Origin of the sequence: Sphingorhabdus sp., assembly GCF_035329025.1 — a bacterium.
Classification (GTDB): Bacteria; Pseudomonadota; Alphaproteobacteria; order Sphingomonadales; family Sphingomonadaceae; genus Sphingorhabdus_B.
Window position 1 is genome coordinate 70,229 of the sequence record NZ_DAOLHN010000005.1, and the last position, 15,150, is coordinate 85,378.

The 15,150-nt window shown below is 59.4% G+C and carries 19 protein-coding genes; 9 read left to right on the forward strand and 10 right to left on the reverse strand.

The window, feature by feature from the left end; translation table 11 throughout:
• Nucleotides 1–5: 5 nt before the first annotated feature.
• Nucleotides 6–257 carry a hypothetical protein gene (locus tag PKC81_RS02365; protein WP_324333034.1) on the forward strand — a complete coding sequence of 84 codons (252 nt, stop codon included), beginning with the start codon at nucleotides 6–8 and terminating at the stop codon, nucleotides 255–257.
• Here the strand turns inward: PKC81_RS02365 and PKC81_RS02370 are convergent.
• Together PKC81_RS02370 and PKC81_RS02375 are read right to left on the reverse strand one after the other, a co-directional pair.
• On the reverse strand, nucleotides 254–1,777 hold the full coding sequence (locus PKC81_RS02370; RefSeq protein WP_324333035.1) for a carboxyl transferase domain-containing protein: 1,524 nt from the start codon (nucleotides 1,775–1,777) through the stop codon (nucleotides 254–256). The two genes, PKC81_RS02365 and PKC81_RS02370, sit on opposite strands and share 4 nt — an antisense overlap.
• Nucleotides 1,778–1,832: 55 nt before the next feature.
• Nucleotides 1,833–2,276, reverse strand: a complete 444-nt coding sequence (locus PKC81_RS02375) for a hypothetical protein (RefSeq protein WP_324333036.1) — start codon at nucleotides 2,274–2,276, stop codon at nucleotides 1,833–1,835.
• 242 nt (nucleotides 2,277–2,518) lie between these two features.
• Here PKC81_RS02375 and ispG point away from each other — a divergent pair, with 242 nt between their 5' ends.
• From ispG to PKC81_RS02400, 5 genes are all read left to right on the forward strand, one after another.
• Nucleotides 2,519–3,658 carry a flavodoxin-dependent (E)-4-hydroxy-3-methylbut-2-enyl-diphosphate synthase gene (ispG, locus tag PKC81_RS02380; RefSeq protein ID WP_324333037.1) on the forward strand — a complete coding sequence of 380 codons (1,140 nt, stop codon included), beginning with the start codon at nucleotides 2,519–2,521 and terminating at the stop codon, nucleotides 3,656–3,658.
• An 80-nt stretch (nucleotides 3,659–3,738) separates the two neighbouring features.
• Nucleotides 3,739–4,851 (forward strand): hypothetical protein, encoded by a 1,113-nt coding sequence (locus tag PKC81_RS02385; protein WP_324333038.1) that lies wholly within the window; start codon nucleotides 3,739–3,741, stop codon nucleotides 4,849–4,851.
• Nucleotide 4,852: 1 nt separating this feature from the next.
• Nucleotides 4,853–5,335, forward strand: a complete 483-nt coding sequence (locus PKC81_RS02390) for a GNAT family N-acetyltransferase (protein WP_324333039.1) — start codon at nucleotides 4,853–4,855, stop codon at nucleotides 5,333–5,335.
• Entirely contained in the window at nucleotides 5,335–5,856 is a 522-nt protein-coding gene (locus PKC81_RS02395; protein WP_324333040.1) for a thioredoxin family protein, read from the forward strand. The genes PKC81_RS02390 and PKC81_RS02395 overlap by 1 nt, the downstream gene beginning before the upstream one ends.
• Nucleotides 5,857–5,879: 23 nt before the next feature.
• Nucleotides 5,880–6,401: a TIGR02281 family clan AA aspartic protease gene (locus PKC81_RS02400; protein WP_324333041.1), complete on the forward strand. Its 522-nt coding sequence runs from the start codon at nucleotides 5,880–5,882 to the stop codon at nucleotides 6,399–6,401.
• 4 nt (nucleotides 6,402–6,405) lie between these two features.
• Here PKC81_RS02400 and metW read toward each other — a convergent pair whose 3' ends face one another.
• Genes metW through PKC81_RS02415 form a run of 3 tightly spaced genes read right to left on the reverse strand, consistent with a single transcriptional unit; the run spans nucleotide 6,406 to nucleotide 8,542 of the window.
• Nucleotides 6,406–6,996: a methionine biosynthesis protein MetW gene (gene metW / locus PKC81_RS02405; RefSeq protein WP_324333042.1), complete on the reverse strand. Its 591-nt coding sequence runs from the start codon at nucleotides 6,994–6,996 to the stop codon at nucleotides 6,406–6,408.
• Nucleotides 6,993–7,424, reverse strand: a complete 432-nt coding sequence (locus PKC81_RS02410) for a GNAT family N-acetyltransferase (protein WP_324333043.1) — start codon at nucleotides 7,422–7,424, stop codon at nucleotides 6,993–6,995. Before PKC81_RS02410 ends, metW begins: the two co-directional genes overlap by 4 nt.
• Entirely contained in the window at nucleotides 7,421–8,542 is a 1,122-nt protein-coding gene (locus PKC81_RS02415; RefSeq protein ID WP_324333044.1) for a homoserine O-acetyltransferase, read from the reverse strand. The genes PKC81_RS02410 and PKC81_RS02415 overlap by 4 nt, the downstream gene beginning before the upstream one ends.
• 276 nt (nucleotides 8,543–8,818) lie before the next feature.
• Here PKC81_RS02415 and hisC point away from each other — a divergent pair, with 276 nt between their 5' ends.
• Together hisC and PKC81_RS02425 are read left to right on the forward strand one after the other, a co-directional pair.
• A complete protein-coding gene (gene hisC, locus PKC81_RS02420) occupies nucleotides 8,819–9,916 on the forward strand; it encodes a histidinol-phosphate transaminase (RefSeq protein WP_324333045.1) in 1,098 nt (365 codons plus the stop codon).
• Complete coding sequence (locus PKC81_RS02425) at nucleotides 9,916–10,821, forward strand: prephenate/arogenate dehydrogenase family protein (RefSeq protein WP_324333046.1); 906 nt, start codon at nucleotides 9,916–9,918, stop codon at nucleotides 10,819–10,821. Before hisC ends, PKC81_RS02425 begins: the two co-directional genes overlap by 1 nt.
• On the opposite strand, the gene PKC81_RS02430 is transcribed toward PKC81_RS02425, so the two are convergent.
• Genes PKC81_RS02430 through ftsE form a run of 4 tightly spaced genes read right to left on the reverse strand, consistent with a single transcriptional unit; the run spans nucleotide 10,818 to nucleotide 13,661 of the window.
• Entirely contained in the window at nucleotides 10,818–11,510 is a 693-nt protein-coding gene (locus PKC81_RS02430) for a lysophospholipid acyltransferase family protein (protein WP_324333055.1), read from the reverse strand. The two genes, PKC81_RS02425 and PKC81_RS02430, sit on opposite strands and share 4 nt — an antisense overlap.
• A 4-nt stretch (nucleotides 11,511–11,514) precedes the next feature.
• Nucleotides 11,515–12,045, reverse strand: coding sequence for a YdcF family protein (locus tag PKC81_RS02435; protein WP_324333047.1), 531 nt, complete (start codon nucleotides 12,043–12,045; stop codon nucleotides 11,515–11,517).
• Nucleotides 12,042–12,938 (reverse strand): cell division protein, encoded by an 897-nt coding sequence (locus PKC81_RS02440; RefSeq protein ID WP_324333048.1) that lies wholly within the window; start codon nucleotides 12,936–12,938, stop codon nucleotides 12,042–12,044. The genes PKC81_RS02435 and PKC81_RS02440 overlap by 4 nt, the downstream gene beginning before the upstream one ends.
• A gap of 9 nt (nucleotides 12,939–12,947) precedes the next feature.
• Nucleotides 12,948–13,661 (reverse strand): cell division ATP-binding protein FtsE, encoded by a 714-nt coding sequence (gene ftsE, locus PKC81_RS02445; RefSeq protein WP_324333049.1) that lies wholly within the window; start codon nucleotides 13,659–13,661, stop codon nucleotides 12,948–12,950.
• Nucleotides 13,662–13,809: 148 nt separating this feature from the next.
• Here ftsE and PKC81_RS02450 point away from each other — a divergent pair, with 148 nt between their 5' ends.
• Nucleotides 13,810–14,667 (forward strand): MJ0042-type zinc finger domain-containing protein, encoded by an 858-nt coding sequence (locus PKC81_RS02450; RefSeq protein WP_324333050.1) that lies wholly within the window; start codon nucleotides 13,810–13,812, stop codon nucleotides 14,665–14,667.
• An 8-nt stretch (nucleotides 14,668–14,675) separates the two neighbouring features.
• Here PKC81_RS02450 and PKC81_RS02455 read toward each other — a convergent pair whose 3' ends face one another.
• Nucleotides 14,676–14,879, reverse strand: coding sequence for a hypothetical protein (locus tag PKC81_RS02455; RefSeq protein ID WP_324333051.1), 204 nt, complete (start codon nucleotides 14,877–14,879; stop codon nucleotides 14,676–14,678).
• Nucleotides 14,880–15,150 lie beyond the last annotated feature (271 nt).

Consider the following 15,150-nt stretch of genomic DNA (forward strand, 5'->3'; position numbering starts at 1 on the left):
AATCCATGTTGCATCTGTTTTTCGATAAAGGCCCCTGGTTCCGGGCCAAGCGCTATGGCTATGGCGCCGGGTTGCCCTTCAAATGGCAGGGCTGGGTGTTTCTGGTGTCGCATATGGCGCTGATCATCGGGCTGGCAATTGGCCTCGGAGACCGCCCTGCGCTGGCCTTCCCATTGATCCTGCTCGCAGGCATTGCTCCACTGCCGATTTATGCTGCGCGCACCGAGGGCGGATGGAAGTGGCGCTGGGGTAGCTAAGCCGCGCCCAGTTTCGCCCATGCCAGATTGGCATATTCGCACAGCAACGGTCGCGTATCGCGTGGGTCGATGATGTCCTCGACATTGAACTTCTCGGCAGTGCGGAAGGGGGAAGTGACGGCGTTCAATCGCGCCTTGATCTCCTCCAGCTTCGCCGCCGGATCGTCGGCTGCCGCGATCTCCGATTTATACGCAGCCTCCAGCCCGCCCGCGATCGGCAGGCTGCCCCAATCACCCGACGGCCAGGCAAAGCGATACTGGAAACGTTCGCCATTCGACATCGCGCTGCCGGCGATGCCATAGGCACGGCGCACGATCACTGAGGCCCAGGGTACGGTCGCCTTGTACACTGCGTTCATAGCCTCGACCCCGTAACGAATCGTGCCGGTGCGTTCGGCCTCCAGCCCGACCATGAAGCCGGGATTGTCGACCAGATGCACGACGGGCAGTTTGAACTGCTCGGCAAATTCGACAAAGCGCTTCACCTTCTGGCTGGTCAACGCCTCCCACGATCCGCCCAGAAAGGTCGGGTCGCTGGCGAGCACCGCGACCGGCCAGCCATCGAGCCGCGCAAAGGCGGTGATCGCCGCTCGGCCCCAGCGCTTGCCCATTTCAAACACCGATCCCTTGTCGAAAACCGAGGTCATCACCGCGCGCATCGAATAGACCTGCTTGTCTTCACGCGGGACAATCGACAGCAATTTCTCGTCGCGCCGGTCGACAGGATCGGTGCAGGCGGTGCGTGCGGCTAGTTTGCCTACTGAAGGGGGGAGATAGGATAGGAAGCGCCGGGCATAGGCAAAAGCTTCGTCTTCGCTCGCCACCTCTTCGTCGACCACGCCGTTGCGCGCATGGATCTCGCTGCCGCCGAGTTGCTCCTTCGATAGCTCGTCACCAATCTGGGCGGCCACCACAGGGCCGGCAGCGAACAGCTGACTGAGCCCCTTGACCATGATCGAATAGTGGCTGGCAACGGTGCGTGCTGCGCCCATCCCCGCTGTCGGACCGAGTGCCAGGGCTACCACCGGCACCGTCTCCAGATTCTTGATGATATCTTCCCAGCTGGGGGTGACGGGCACATAGGTGTAGCCGGTATCTTCCAGCGTCTTGACCGAGCCCCCGCCACCGGTGCCGTCGATCATGCGGATCAGCGGCAGGCCCATGGTGTGCGCCATCTTCTCGCATTGGACGAACTTGCGATGCAGCGCGGCATCGGCTGCCCCGCCGCGTACGGTGAAGTCATCAGCTGAGGCCACCACCGGGCGACCATCGATCTGGCCGCGTCCAAAGATGAAATTGGATGGCGCGAAGTCGGTGAGTTCGCCCGCCTCGTCATAGGTGCCGCGCCCTGCAATCTTTCCGATCTCGCGGAAACTGTCCGGATCGAGCAGGCGCTTCAACCGTTCGCGCGCATCGAGCTTTCCCTGCCCGTGCTGCCGTGCGAGCTTTTCCTCGCCTCCCATTTTCTCCGCCAGCGCTTCACGTGCCCGCAGATGCTCGATCTCTCTCTTCCAGCTCATGCGATTCGCATAGCTGGTAAAAGGCGGGCGCTGCAAGCGCGCCCGCCAATCTACATCATTTGAACTTGAGTTGGCGGAGCAGGAAGGATCCCATCACCGTGCGGTATTTGGCGCGGTCGCCTGATGCAGCTTCCATTTGCGCATCGGTCTGCTTCATGAACTCACGATAGGCCGCTGCCCGCTTTTCTTCCTCGGCAGCGTCTGGCATCGTCGAATAGGATGTGACAAGATACAGGTCCGGTTCGCCCGGACGCGCGTTCACATTGGCCAGCACCTGATAGCCGGTAATCCAGCCCTTGGACTTGGCAAACTCCTGATTCTTGCGCCATGTATTGGCCAGGAACATCGCATATTCATATCCGCCACCATCGCTGACGTCGATCATACCGACATCTTCATAGTCCCCCGGCGTAAAGGGTGAGTTTTGCCCGGCTGCGGGTGTTGTAACAGACAGCAGAAAGGGCACGGCGAGCAACGCCGCAAGCATAGACTTACGCATGACTTTCCTCCTCTTATCGGCTCCAGTTTGTGGAGCACCCCACCTTGCCGCCAGTTCGGGCGACCCAGATATCCGGTTGAGGACAAGGAGCGCGGAGGCTGCGCCTCTTGTAACCGAGAGTCAAATGTAAATATTCCCTATTAACAATGGTCTATGCCGAAAGGCAGGGCGCGAGAAGGCTGTTTCGCGTGGTGTGATTGCAAAGATTGCCCCGCACGCCAAGCAACCCTATATCACCCCCCATGTCTTCCATACGCCCCTGGCGCGATATCGCGCGTCGTCAATCCCGCCAAATCATGGTCGGTTCGGTCCCCATTGGCGGTGATGCGCCGATTGCGGTGCAGACGATGACCAACACTTTGACCAGCGATGCCAAGGCGACGATCGACCAGATCCGCCGCTGCGAAGATGCGGGCGTCGATATCATCCGCGTCTCCTGCCCCGATGTCGAGAGCACCACAGCGCTCAAGCAGATTGTCCGCGCGGCACATGTGCCGGTCGTCGCCGACATCCATTTCCACTATAAGCGCGCGCTTGAGGCGGCGGATGCGGGGGCAGCGTGCCTGCGTATCAACCCCGGCAATATCGGCAGTGCAGAGCGGGTGAATGAGGTGGTCAATGCGGCGAAGGCCAATGGTTGCGCGATCCGCATCGGCGTCAATGCGGGCAGCCTCGAAAAAGACCTTCTCGAAAAATATGGCGAGCCTTGCCCCGAGGCGCTGATCGAATCCGCGCTCGACCATATCAAGCTGCTGCAGGATCGGGATTTCCACGAATATAAGGTCGCGGTGAAAGCATCCGACGTGTTCCTCGCGGTATCGGCCTATATGGGCCTTGCCGATGCCGTCGATTGTCCGCTGCACCTCGGCATTACCGAGGCGGGCGGTCTGATCGGCGGTACGGTGAAGTCGGCGCTCGGTATCGGCAATCTGCTCTGGGCGGGGATCGGCGACACCATCCGCGTCTCGTTGTCGGCAGAACCCGAAGAGGAAGTCCGAGTTGGCTATGAAATCCTGAAGACGTTGGGCCTGCGCACCCGCGGTGTCCGCGTGGTCAGCTGCCCCAGCTGCGCACGGCAGGGCTTTGATGTGATCCGCACCGTGCAGAAACTCGAAGACGCGCTCCAGCATATCAAGACGCCGATGTCGCTTTCGGTGCTCGGCTGTGTCGTCAATGGCCCGGGCGAAGCGCGCGAGACCGATATCGGCATCACCGGCGGCGGCAATGGCAAGCATATGGTCTATCTCTCCGGCGTCACCGACCACCATGTCGAAGATGCCGACATGATCGGCCATATCGTCAAGCTGGTCGAGGCCAAGGCGGCCGAGATCGAAGCCGGTACCGCAGTCAGCATGGATACGCTGCACGGGAAGGCTGCTTGAGGACCTTTCTGTCACTTTTATTGGTTGCCGGAGCCTGCGCGACTGGCGCTGTTGGCCAGGAGGGTGCTGGCTCTGTGGAAGTGTCTTCATTTCCCCGCGATGACGATCCCGGTCTGGAAGCCGAACGCAACAGCGCTGCGTTGGCAGCAGGCGTGGTCGATCAAAAATTTGCGGGCCATTACTATCTTCATGGCGTGATGGAAACCGGATCGGAATTGCTGCTGAAAAAGGATGGCAGTTTTATCTGGTATCTTGCTGTCGGCGCGCTGGACCAGACAGCGGATGGACAGTGGGTTCGCGACGGTGATTTCCTGTTGCTCCATGTGCCCACGCAAATCTCCAATGCACCGATAGCCAGTCTTGCCGAAAGGCGACCTTGGGATCTCGATGCCGAGCGCAGATTGATGGCCCATCTGCAATGGCAGGCAAGGGTTCGCGCCGAAGAGCGCTGCCCTTATGCGCTTTTCAACGTCGTTGACATTGCAGCGACCCCGGCAGTGCCGTTTTTAGCGGGCACGGAAACGCCTAAACCCAACATCTCTCCTTCACAAATTGAGGCCGCGACCGGCGCCGCTGCAGACGCCCGCAAGAAAGCGGAAATTGCAATGGCGCTCGCTGCTTCGCAAGCGCCCAATGACCTGGCGCTTGATGACGCAGCAATCGATGCGATGATGAAATGGAATGAAGAAAATTGGAATCTTTCACAGTTAGTGGAGGAAGCGGGTCTCGGTGCCAATAAGATGGCAGGACCCGCGCTACCCATGGTTTGCCAATGGCCGCAAAAGCCCGACGAGGCGGCAGAGATAGAAAGCCAATGGCAAAAGGGCATTGCGATAAAGCTGACCGATCCCGACGAAAATGCCCGCTACCGCTATGTCAAAATCACGCTGCGTTATGCCGATGGCAGCGAGGACAACGCCATTACCGATGAAGATGCCTCAGCGGTGTTTCCTTACCGTGCCGGAAGGCTTGCGGATGAAGTCCGTATTTCGGCCGACTGGCTGCCGGAGGGCGACGATGTCGTCCTGCCGATGCCGTCGATGGAGGCAGGCGTACAAAATGTGCTGATCCCCTCTTCGGGTCTGTATCGACCGCCCTTTACATATATGCGGTTACGTATTGATGGCCCGGATTTGCTGCCCGATCTCATCCCGCGCGGGCGTTATGTGCGGCCAGACAGAGAAGATCGCTAAAATGTCCCTTTCCATCCGTTTTGCAACCTTGGCCGATCTGTCTCTGATAGCGCAATTCATCCGCGATCTGGCGGAGTATGAACGCCTCGCGCATGAGGTGCGCTTTGATGAGGCGGTGCTGGAGGCCAAGCTGTTTGGCCCGCGCCCCTATGCCGAGGTGTTGATCGGTGAAATTGACGGTGCCCCCCAGGGCTTTGCGCTCTTCTTCCACAATTTCTCGACTTTTGAGGGAAAGCCGGGGATTTATCTGGAGGATCTGTTCGTCCGGCCAGAGGCGCGCGGATCGGGCCTTGGCAAGGCGCTGCTCAAGCGGCTCGCCGCGTTGGCGGTTGAGCGCGATTGCGCGCGGCTCGAATGGTCGGTGCTCGACTGGAATGACCCAGCGATCCAGTTCTACAAATCCTTGGGCGCGAAGCCGATGGACGAATGGACCATCTACCGTGCCGACGGGGCTGCCCTGATCGATCTGGCAAAGGGCGGTTGATGCACGATCTGTTGTTTGCCTTGGCGCTTTTGGCGCCCGCTCCTGGAGCGGTCCCAACACCTGAACCCGTGCCGCCACCTATACGCGAAGCCTCTCCCGAAGACCGCTTTTCCACCATCGCCTATGATCCGACCGAAGATGCGGCGTCGGAACTTGAATTCAGGCTCAAAGACGTTGCGACTTCTGGCAAAAATCTGCTCATCATCATGGGTGGCAACTGGTGTCACGACAGTGCGGCACTGGCCAATCTGATCGACTCCCCCCGCTTCGTTGGGATGATTACGCAGAAATATGAGGTATTGTTTGTCGATGTCGGCGTCCCGCAAACGGGCAATGGCCGCAATCTCGATATTGCCAAACGTTTTGGCATCAAAAAGATCAAGGGAACCCCTACGCTGCTGGTCGTTTCTCCCCAAGGCAAACTGCTCAACAGCAAGAAAGACGCCGCCAGCTGGCGCAACGCCGCGAGCCGGGACGAGGACGATGTTTACCGCTATTTTGCGGAATTTACCCCCGCTTAAACCTGTTCGATTAGACAAGCGCTATGTGGAAGCTGCTTGCTCCTGTTGTTGTGCTTGCCGTCGCGATTGGCTGGTCCTTTCCGCGTAACCTTGTGCTGCCGGCGGCGGAGCCAGCGGACACAGCGCATCATTATGTCATTGAGGAAAAGTCTGGCACCCGGAATGTCGGCTCTGGCAGTTTTGACGCGGTTGAACTTGAACGCCAGCCCGACGGGCATTTTTATGCCGCAGCCGATGTCGATGGTACGCCGATCCGCCTGATGGTTGATACTGGCGCGAGCATGATCGCGCTCAGTGCCGCCGATGCACGCACGCTCGGTTTCGACTGGAGCCTGAGCGAGCTGCAGCATGTCGGTCGCGGGGTGAATGGGGACGTGATGGGGAAGCCCGTAATGCTCGACAGCGTGACGGTCGGCGACCTTCAGGCAGACAATGTTGAGGCAGTGATCATTCCGGAAGGCCTTGACGTTTCGCTGCTTGGTCAGTCCTTCCTGTCGCGGGTCGATAATGTGCAGATCGAAGGCGACCGGATGACGCTCAACTGAGGCTTCATCGCCTCAGCAAAAATACTGCATGTTCGGCAAGCAAGTTGGCCATTCCGGGCCCACGTTGCTTCTCGCCCGTCAGATACCACTCGCCCTCGATCGTGTAGCCGCGTTCTTTCACGAAGCTTTTGAAATCGTCGATGGTGACATGGTGGATATTGGGCGTGTCGTACCAGCGGTGCGGCAATTGCTTGGTCACGGGCATCCGCCCGCCAAACATATGCGCGAACCGGATTTTCCACTGGGCGAAATTGGGGAATGAGACAAAGGCCTGCTTGCCGATGCGCAGCAACTGGTCGAGCACCAGATCGGGGCGCCTTGTAGTCTGCAAGGTCTGGCTCAATATGGCATAGTCGAACGAATTGTCCGGATAGTCGGCCAAGTCGGTATCGGCATCGCCTTGAACCACTGCCAGCCCGCGCGTCACGGCATTGGCGACATTGGTCGCGTCCAGCTCCATGCCCCGCGCATCGATCCCTTTTTCGTCGCGCAACGCCGCCATCAGCGCACCGTCACCGCAGCCGACATCAAGCACGCGCGCACCTTCCCGAACATGCGCAGCGATGGCGGCAAGATCGGGGCGTAATCCGTTCATTTATACACATCCGGAAAATGGCGTTGCATGAATGGGGCGGGATCGGTAACTTGCATCCACCCCAGTCGGGCATAGACGCCGTGCGCGTCGCTTGTCGCCAGCATCCAGCGGCGCAGCCCTTGCAGATCGGGATGATCGTGTAGGGCTTTGACCATCGCTTGCGCCAGACCCTGCCCCTGATGCTCTTCCAGGACATAGACATCGGCCAGATAGGCAAATGTTGCCCGGTCGGTCGTGACACGGCCAAAGCCGACCTGTGCCCCCTGTTGAAAAACACCAACGCTGATCGAGTTTGCAACAGCTGTGCGGACGGTGGCGAGCGGAATCCCCGTCGACCAATAGCTGCGTGTCAGATAGGCGTGAATGGCATCAAGCTGCATCGCTTCCGGATCGGTTGAAAGGTGGTAGCCATTGCCAAGGTCGATCATAGTCCGCCTGCTTTCAGGAATCCGTCGATAATCCGGTTCATCTCGGGTGCGTCTAGCAGGAAGGCGTCATGGCCGAAGGGGCTCGACAGTTCGACGAAGCTTGCTGCAGCCCCGGCGGCATTGAGCGCCTGCACGACGCGCTTTGATTCGATGGTTGGGTACAACCAGTCGCTGTCGAAGCTGACCAGGCAGAAACGGGTGCGGGTTCCCGAAAAGGCCTTGGCGAGAACGCCGCTATGCTCTTCGGCGAGGTCATAATAGTCCATCGCGCGGGTGATATAGAGATAGCTATTGGCGTCGAACCGTTCGACGAAACTCAGTCCCTGATGCCGCAAATAGCTTTCAACTTGGAAATCGGCGTCGAAACCGAAGGTCTTGGTTTCGCGGTCTTGCAACTGCCGCCCGAATTTCTGCGTCAGGCCTTCTTCGGAAAGGTAAGTGATATGTGCCGCCATCCGCGCGACTGCTAAGCCGGCATCGGGCAGGTCGACGGAACCATAATAATTGCCGCCTTGCCAATGGGGATCGGCCATAATCGCCTGCCGCCCGACTTCGTGGAAGGCGATATTCTGCGCGCTGTGCCGCGCGGTCGAGGCGATCACGATGGCGGATTGGACGCGGTCAGGGAAAAGCGACGCCCAGGTCAGCGCCTGCATCCCCCCCATCGATCCGCCGATGACGCAAGCGAGGCGTTCGATCCCCAGGTGATCGAGCAGGATCGCCTGTGCACGCACCATGTCGGCGATGGTTATCACGGGGAAGTCCATGGCATAGGGCTCGCCCGTACCGGGGTCGAAACTTGCAGGGCCTGATGAACCCATGCAACTGCCGAGCACATTGATGCAGATGATGCAGTGGCGCGCGGGATCGACAGGCTTTCCTTCACCCACCAGTCTTGTCCACCATCCGGGCTTGCCGGTACGCGGATGGGTCGACGCGACATATTGGTCGCCGGTCAGGGCGTGGCAGATCAGGATCGCGTTCGACTTGTCGGCGTTCAGCTCGCCATAGGTTTCATAGGCGAATTCGACGGGCGCAAATTGCACCCCGCTGTCGAGCCTTACCGGCCCCAGCAGTTTCGTCCGCCTGTCGAGGCCAAATCGACCGTCTTCGCTCATGGCTTTGCGACATATCAGCCTCTTCATGCGAGGCAAGCGCCGATATTTTTTGTTTCACGCGAAGAACACGAAGATTTTCAAGAGGTCAGTAGCAATTCAAACCGACCGCGCACAGCGCGTAAAATGATCAATGTCGCCGCGCGAAAGGCGAATTCTCCGAGAACTACCCTCTTCAAAATCTTCGTGTTCTTCGCGTGAAATATCATGGCACCGTCAGAGCGGGCATGCGTAATGGTCCAGTTGCACACTATCCCCCCCGCCGCTATGGCGCGCTGCATGACACAGCCTGAAGCCAAGCCCTGGATCAACGCCATTCACGCCTATACGCCCGGCAAGGCGAAGAGCGATGACGGGCGCGTGCTGATCAAATTGTCGGCGAACGAGAATCCGCTGGGGTGCAGCGAGCAGGCGACGGCGGCGCTGGTCGAGGCGCGCGCTACGCTGGCACGCTATCCCGATCCGGCATCGAACGCGCTGCGCGAAGCGCTGGGCAACGCCTATGATCTGGAAGCCGACCAGATCGTTTGCGGTACCGGCTCGGACGAACTGCTGAACCTTATCGCGATGGGCTATGCCGGGGCGGGGGATGAGATCATCTACGTCCGCTACGGCTTTTCGGTTTACGATATTGCCGCGCGCAAATGTGCTGCGACCGTGGTTGTCGCGCCAGACAAGGATTATGGTACCGATGTTGATGCGCTGCTGGCGCTGGTGAATGAAAAGACCCGGGTGGTTTTCATCGCCAACCCGAACAATCCCACAGGCACCTTTAGCGCCGATGCAGAAATCGCGCAGCTGCATGCCGGATTGCCTACCGATTGCGTGCTCGTACTCGATCAGGCCTATGGCGAATATCTGGAGGATGACGGCCCGGCGGCGTTCGATCTGGCGCGCAAGCATGCCAATGTCCTCATCACCCGCACCTTTTCGAAGATTTACGGGTTGGCTGCGGAACGCATCGGCTGGGCCTATGGCCAGCCGGGGTTGATCGCGACGCTGAACCGCATCCGCGCGCCGTTCAATGTCACCAGCGCGGGGCAAGCAGCTGCGATTGCCGCGCTTGCTGACACCGAATTTGTCGCGCACAGCCGCAAACATAACCTCGAATGGCGTGAGTGGATGGCGGGCGAAATCGCTTCGCTGTCCAATCACGGCCTGAAGGCGATCCCCAGCTGGGCCAACTTCCTGATGGTCATTTTCGAAGGCAAGACGAGCGCCGAGACGGTTTACAAAGACCTTATGGACGAAGGCTATATCGTCCGCTGGTTGCCCGGGCAGGGACTGGCCAATGGCCTGCGCATCACCATCGGCAGTGAAGAGGAAAATCTTGGGGTTATGGCCGCACTGCGCAAGATTCTGGAAGCGCACAACTGATGCTGCCCTTTGCGCGTGTCTCGATTATCGGACTGGGCCTTATCGGCTCTTCGGTAGCGCGCGCGGTCAAGGCCAACATGCCCGAGGTGCGGGTTACGGGTTTTGACGCTGACCCTGAAGTGCGCGACCGCGCACGCGATTTGGGCTTTTGCGACGATGTTGCCGACACGGCCGGAACGGCTGTGATAGATGCGGGGCTGGTCATTCTCTGCGTTCCGGTAGGAGCGATGGGTCCGGTGGCCGAATTGATGGCAGCGGACTTACCTTCCGATGCCATTGTCAGCGATGTTGGCAGCTGCAAACAGAGCGTTGCTGAAGCATTGGCAGCGGCTCTTCCGCAGGCGACAATCATTCCCGCCCATCCGGTGGCGGGCACCGAAAAGAGCGGCCCCGATGCGGGCTTTGCGACGCTGTTCAAAGGCCGCTGGTGTATCCTCACCCCGCCTGCGGACGCGCCCGAAGCGGCGGTTGAGGCATTGTCCAGCTTCTGGCAGCGGTTGGGCGCCGATGTCGAGATCATGGATGCACGGCATCACGATCTGGTGCTCGCCGTCACCAGCCATTTACCGCACCTTATCGCCTATACGATTGTCGGCACCGCCGATGATCTGGAGGAAGTCACGCAAAGCGAGGTCATCAAATATTCGGCGGGCGGTTTCCGCGATTTCACCCGCATCGCAGCCTCCGATCCGGTGATGTGGCGCGATGTCTTTCTGAACAATAAGGACGCGGTGCTCGAAATGCTCCAGCGGTTCAGCGAAGACCTGACCGCGCTGCAACGCGCCATCCGCTATGGCAAGGGTGATGATCTGGAGGCGCTGTTTGCCCGCACCCGCGACATTCGCCGTTCGATCGTTGAACAGGGTCAGGATGATGATGCACCCGACTTCGGGCGCAAGCACTAAGCTGGGTCGTTCAAAGCGTTAATGGCCGCATGCACCCGCGCCTCGACTTCATCACGCGGAAGGCCGGGCGGGATGGTTTCGCCCACCTTGTACGTCATCGTTCCGCTATGCCACCAGGGCTTGCCTTTGGGCGTCAGCACGCCGCTGTTCACAGCTATCGGCACCACGGGCAGGCCGAGTAGCTTGTAGAGCCCGGCAAAGCCTGACTGCAGCGGTGGTCTCTCCCCATGCGGTACTCGGGTGCCCTCGGGAAAGATGACGATAGGGCGGCCATCGGCTTGCATCTTACGCGCGAGCGTGATCATTGCACGCAGCGCGCTGGCGCCGGCCTCTCGGTCGACAGGAATCATGCCATAGGCTTTCGCTGCGGGACCCCATCCCGGAATATCGAACAATTCGCGTTTGGTGATTACCGCAGGCAGATGGAACAGGCGCGGCATATCGATCGTCTCGAACATTGCTTCATGCTTGATTGCGTAAAGCACAGGCTCTTCTGACAATTTGCCGTCCACGACCACTTTAATACCGAGCAGCCATTTTGCGCAGTCGTAGTGGAAGCGGCTCCAGCCATGGACGGATGCCCGCAACAATGGCTGGGAGATATGGGCACCCAGCAGCGCTGCAAGGACATAGGGGACCGAGCCGATATAGAATATTATGCCGAAAAGCAGGGATCGCAGCAGGAACATGGGATCAAACACCGATCAGCGCAGCAGCGCCTCTCAGCCAATATTTGTTATATTCGCGGAACAGCACGTAAAAACTAGGCTTTGTCGGAACGGCATCTGCCAGAATTTCGACATCGTCCGGCAAGGCGATCTTCAATTCCAGCAACCCCCTGCGCATGTGCCAGTCGTGGGTTACCACGCGCAGTGTCTTAACCTTGTTGCGCGCGACCCAGCGGGCAGTTTCCAGCGCGTTGGACCGCGTGTCGACCGCGCGGAAGCCAAGGTCGATGCAGCAATTGAACAGCTTCATCGGGCGCTTATATTCGGCGGCTAGCTCTGCCGGTTTGACGTCCAGATCGACGCCAGAAATCAGCATCCGGCGTGCTTGCTTCTTCTCGATAATTTCAAGTCCGCGGTCTATTCGTTTTGGGCCGCCGGTCAAAACCACCACACCGTCTGTCGCCTCCAGCCCGGCCGGTTGTGGCAGAAAGATCGCAAACCACATGAAGCCAAGCATCCATATGAGCAGGATCGAAGAGAGGAGGCGTCTTATCATAGCATTTTCTTGAGCGTCGACAGCACCGTCCAACGGGCCATCGCCATCGACAATGCAGTAACCGCCAGAGGTATTAACAGCAAGAGCGGCCAACCATAAAGCGGCACCGATGCCCCCGAGAGCAATCCGGGTTCGAGCGCAGCCAATCTCTCGCCGAGCAGCAGGATCACGACAACCGCCAACACCAGCCCTAAAGCACCACCAAACAGCGCATCCAGCGCAACCCGACGCTGGAACAGACGGGCGACCTGCAGGTCGGTTCCGCCCATCATATGCATGATCTCGATTGTACCCTTATGCGTGTTGAGCGCGCCGCGTACTGCCAAGGCAACGGTGGCGGCAGTTGCAAACAGAAGGAGCAGCACGATTGCCAGTGCCACCCACAGCATCGAATAGACCAGATCAAACCAGGGCTTGAGCCATTGGGCATTGCTGTCAATACGAACCGAAGGTGCGATCCGGGCAGCGTCCTTGCGCAAGGATGCAAGGCGGGTGGCGTTTGGCGTGGCGCTGAATTCAAGGTCAATCAATGCCGGTACGGGGATGTCGCTGTCCTCGGCGACATCGCCCAGCCAAGGCTCCAGAAGCGCTCGCGCCTCACTTTCGGGGACAATCGTCACGGCGCTTATGCCGGGCTGGTCCCGCAAGCGCGCGGCAACTTGCTGCTGCTGTGAAAGGCGAGCGCCTGGGTCATTTTCCAATATCTGAACAGTCGCTTGCCGCGAAAGCGATTCGCTACCTTGGCTCGCGGCGTGTACCAGCGCCAAGGCTGCTGCCGCCGCGAGCAGCGACAGGAACAGCATGATTGCCATCACCCAAGGCATCGGCCCGGTAAAGCGTCCGTCGGGAATTAATTGGCGTTCGTGCGGATTGGCGGTGAAGGGCAGTTGCATGTCTGCCACCTAGTTTCGGAGCACAAGCGGTTGCGGCGGATGCTTCAGCGAACCGGTGGGGTCCGACAGCTTGCCTTTGTCGAGCCGCATCATCTGCGCGCCGTCAATTTCCTGCAGCAAGTGGATATCGTGGGTGGCGACGACCACGGTAGTGCCCAAACGATTCAGCGCGGCGAACAGCTTCAGCAAACGAAGCGCCATATCGGGATCGACATTGCCCGTGGGCTCGTCTGCAACCAGCATTTCCGGCCTGCCGATTACCGCGCGCGCTATGGCGACGCGCTGCTGCTCTCCGCCCGAAAGTGTTGCCGGGCGGGCAGACGCGCGCTCGGTCAAACCGATCCAGTCGAGCATTTCATTGACCGGTCCGGCAAGGTCGCGTTCCGAAATCCCGGCGATGCGCAAGGGAAGGGCGATATTGTCGAAGGCGCTCAGATGCGACACCAGCCGGAAATCCTGAAACACCACGCCGATGCGGCGACGGAACCCAGGCAGGCGGCTGCGAGGCATGTTGACCAGATCTTCGCCAAACATGCGGATCGCGCCGCGACTAGGCCGGTGCGCGAGATAAAGCAGCTTGAGCAATGAAGTTTTACCCGCGCCAGAAGCGCCGGTGAGGAAGTAGAAACTCCCCGGAAACAGCTTGAAACTGACATCGGTCAGCGTTTCCGCGCCGGTGCCATATCGCAGGCCTACATTGTCGAATTCGGCAACGCTTTGCATCGCGCAACCGCATTGCACATTACCCACGGCTTCGCAAAGGCTTGTTGCACGGCAGGATGCCCGTGCACGACGATAAAACGTGCTCCGTCCACAGTATAATCGCCGGATATGCTTGCATACGCGAATCGCTGGTGTCTATGACTGGCACATGCTGCTTGTCTGCCCCGAATGCCGCACCCGCTATGTCGTTCCCGACAGTGCGATCGGTGCCAATGGCCGCCAGGTACGCTGCGCCAATTGCCGGCACAGCTGGTATCAGGACGGGATCAGCTTGCCGCCGGCGCCCCCAGCTCCAGCTATAGTAGCACCACCGGAAGCGCCCGCGCCAGTGGAGCGCCGACCTGCTCCGGAGGTTTCAGTGGCCCGTCAGGAGCCTTTGGATGAGCCTGTGGCCCCCGGCTTTGCTGCCTTCGATGAAGACATACAAAGCGAGGCGGTTGACGAAGAGCAGGTCATGGAAAAGCCCGATCTGCCACCCCGGTTCGAGTCCAGTGTGACACCGTCGATACCCGAGCCCGCTGTCTATGCCGATCCGGCTCCAATTTCAGGATCGCGCAGCCAGTTTGCGCATGAGCCCCCATTCCGGCCGCGCCGTAATCCTGCAAAGCTGTGGACCTATGCGGCCGTTGGCTTTGCCATCTTGATAGCCGCATTGGGGGCTGCCACCTGGCACTATGGCTGGCTGGACAACAGTTTCGGTGCGGCGGTTGCCGAGCCTGATCTGAAAATCGTCCTACACGACAATCTCGAATTGGGTCGTGATGCCGATGGCTCACCCTACTTCATTGCCAGCGGTTCGATTGTGAACCCGACAGCGCAAACGCAGAAGGTTCCAGAAATGCTGGTAACGCTTAAAGATGCAAGCGGGCGGCCAGTCTATAGCTGGACGATGAAGGCACCAGTGCGCACCTTGGCACCAGGGGCAAAATCCGATTTCAGCCAGCTGCGCCGTGACGTCCCGCTTGCCGCGTCACGTATCAGCGTTGGCTGGGCGTTGGGCAGCTAAACCAGCTTTCAGTAGAAATCGATGTGCGGCGCGCCATCGCGCGTTCCTGACTGGCGGGCGGAGACTTCCTCTCTGCGGTTTGCAGGCTTCGAAATATCGATACGTTCCAGTTGCACTATGGTTACCGTTGCGGTTCCTACAGTCTGCGCGCGGGCGGGCGGCAGGGCCGGGGTGCTGGCGGCAGATGAAAGAGCGAGTAACCACATCGACATCCAGCAGCTTTAACGATCTGTTAACCTTCAGGGGCAAGCTGCAAAGAGGGTTAATAGCGGTCGGCAACATGGTTAATTGGCGATTTAGACTTTTGGAGAGGCAAACCGCCCCGGAACGGTACAGGTCATGTGGCAGATATTATCGTGCAATTGCGGTTGCGTCGCCCAAAGCCATTTGCTAGGGGCCCGCTCCTACCTGTCAGGGCAGTGCGGTCATGGCGGAATTGGTAGACGCGCAACGTTGAGGTCGTTGTGGGCGAAAGCCCGTGGA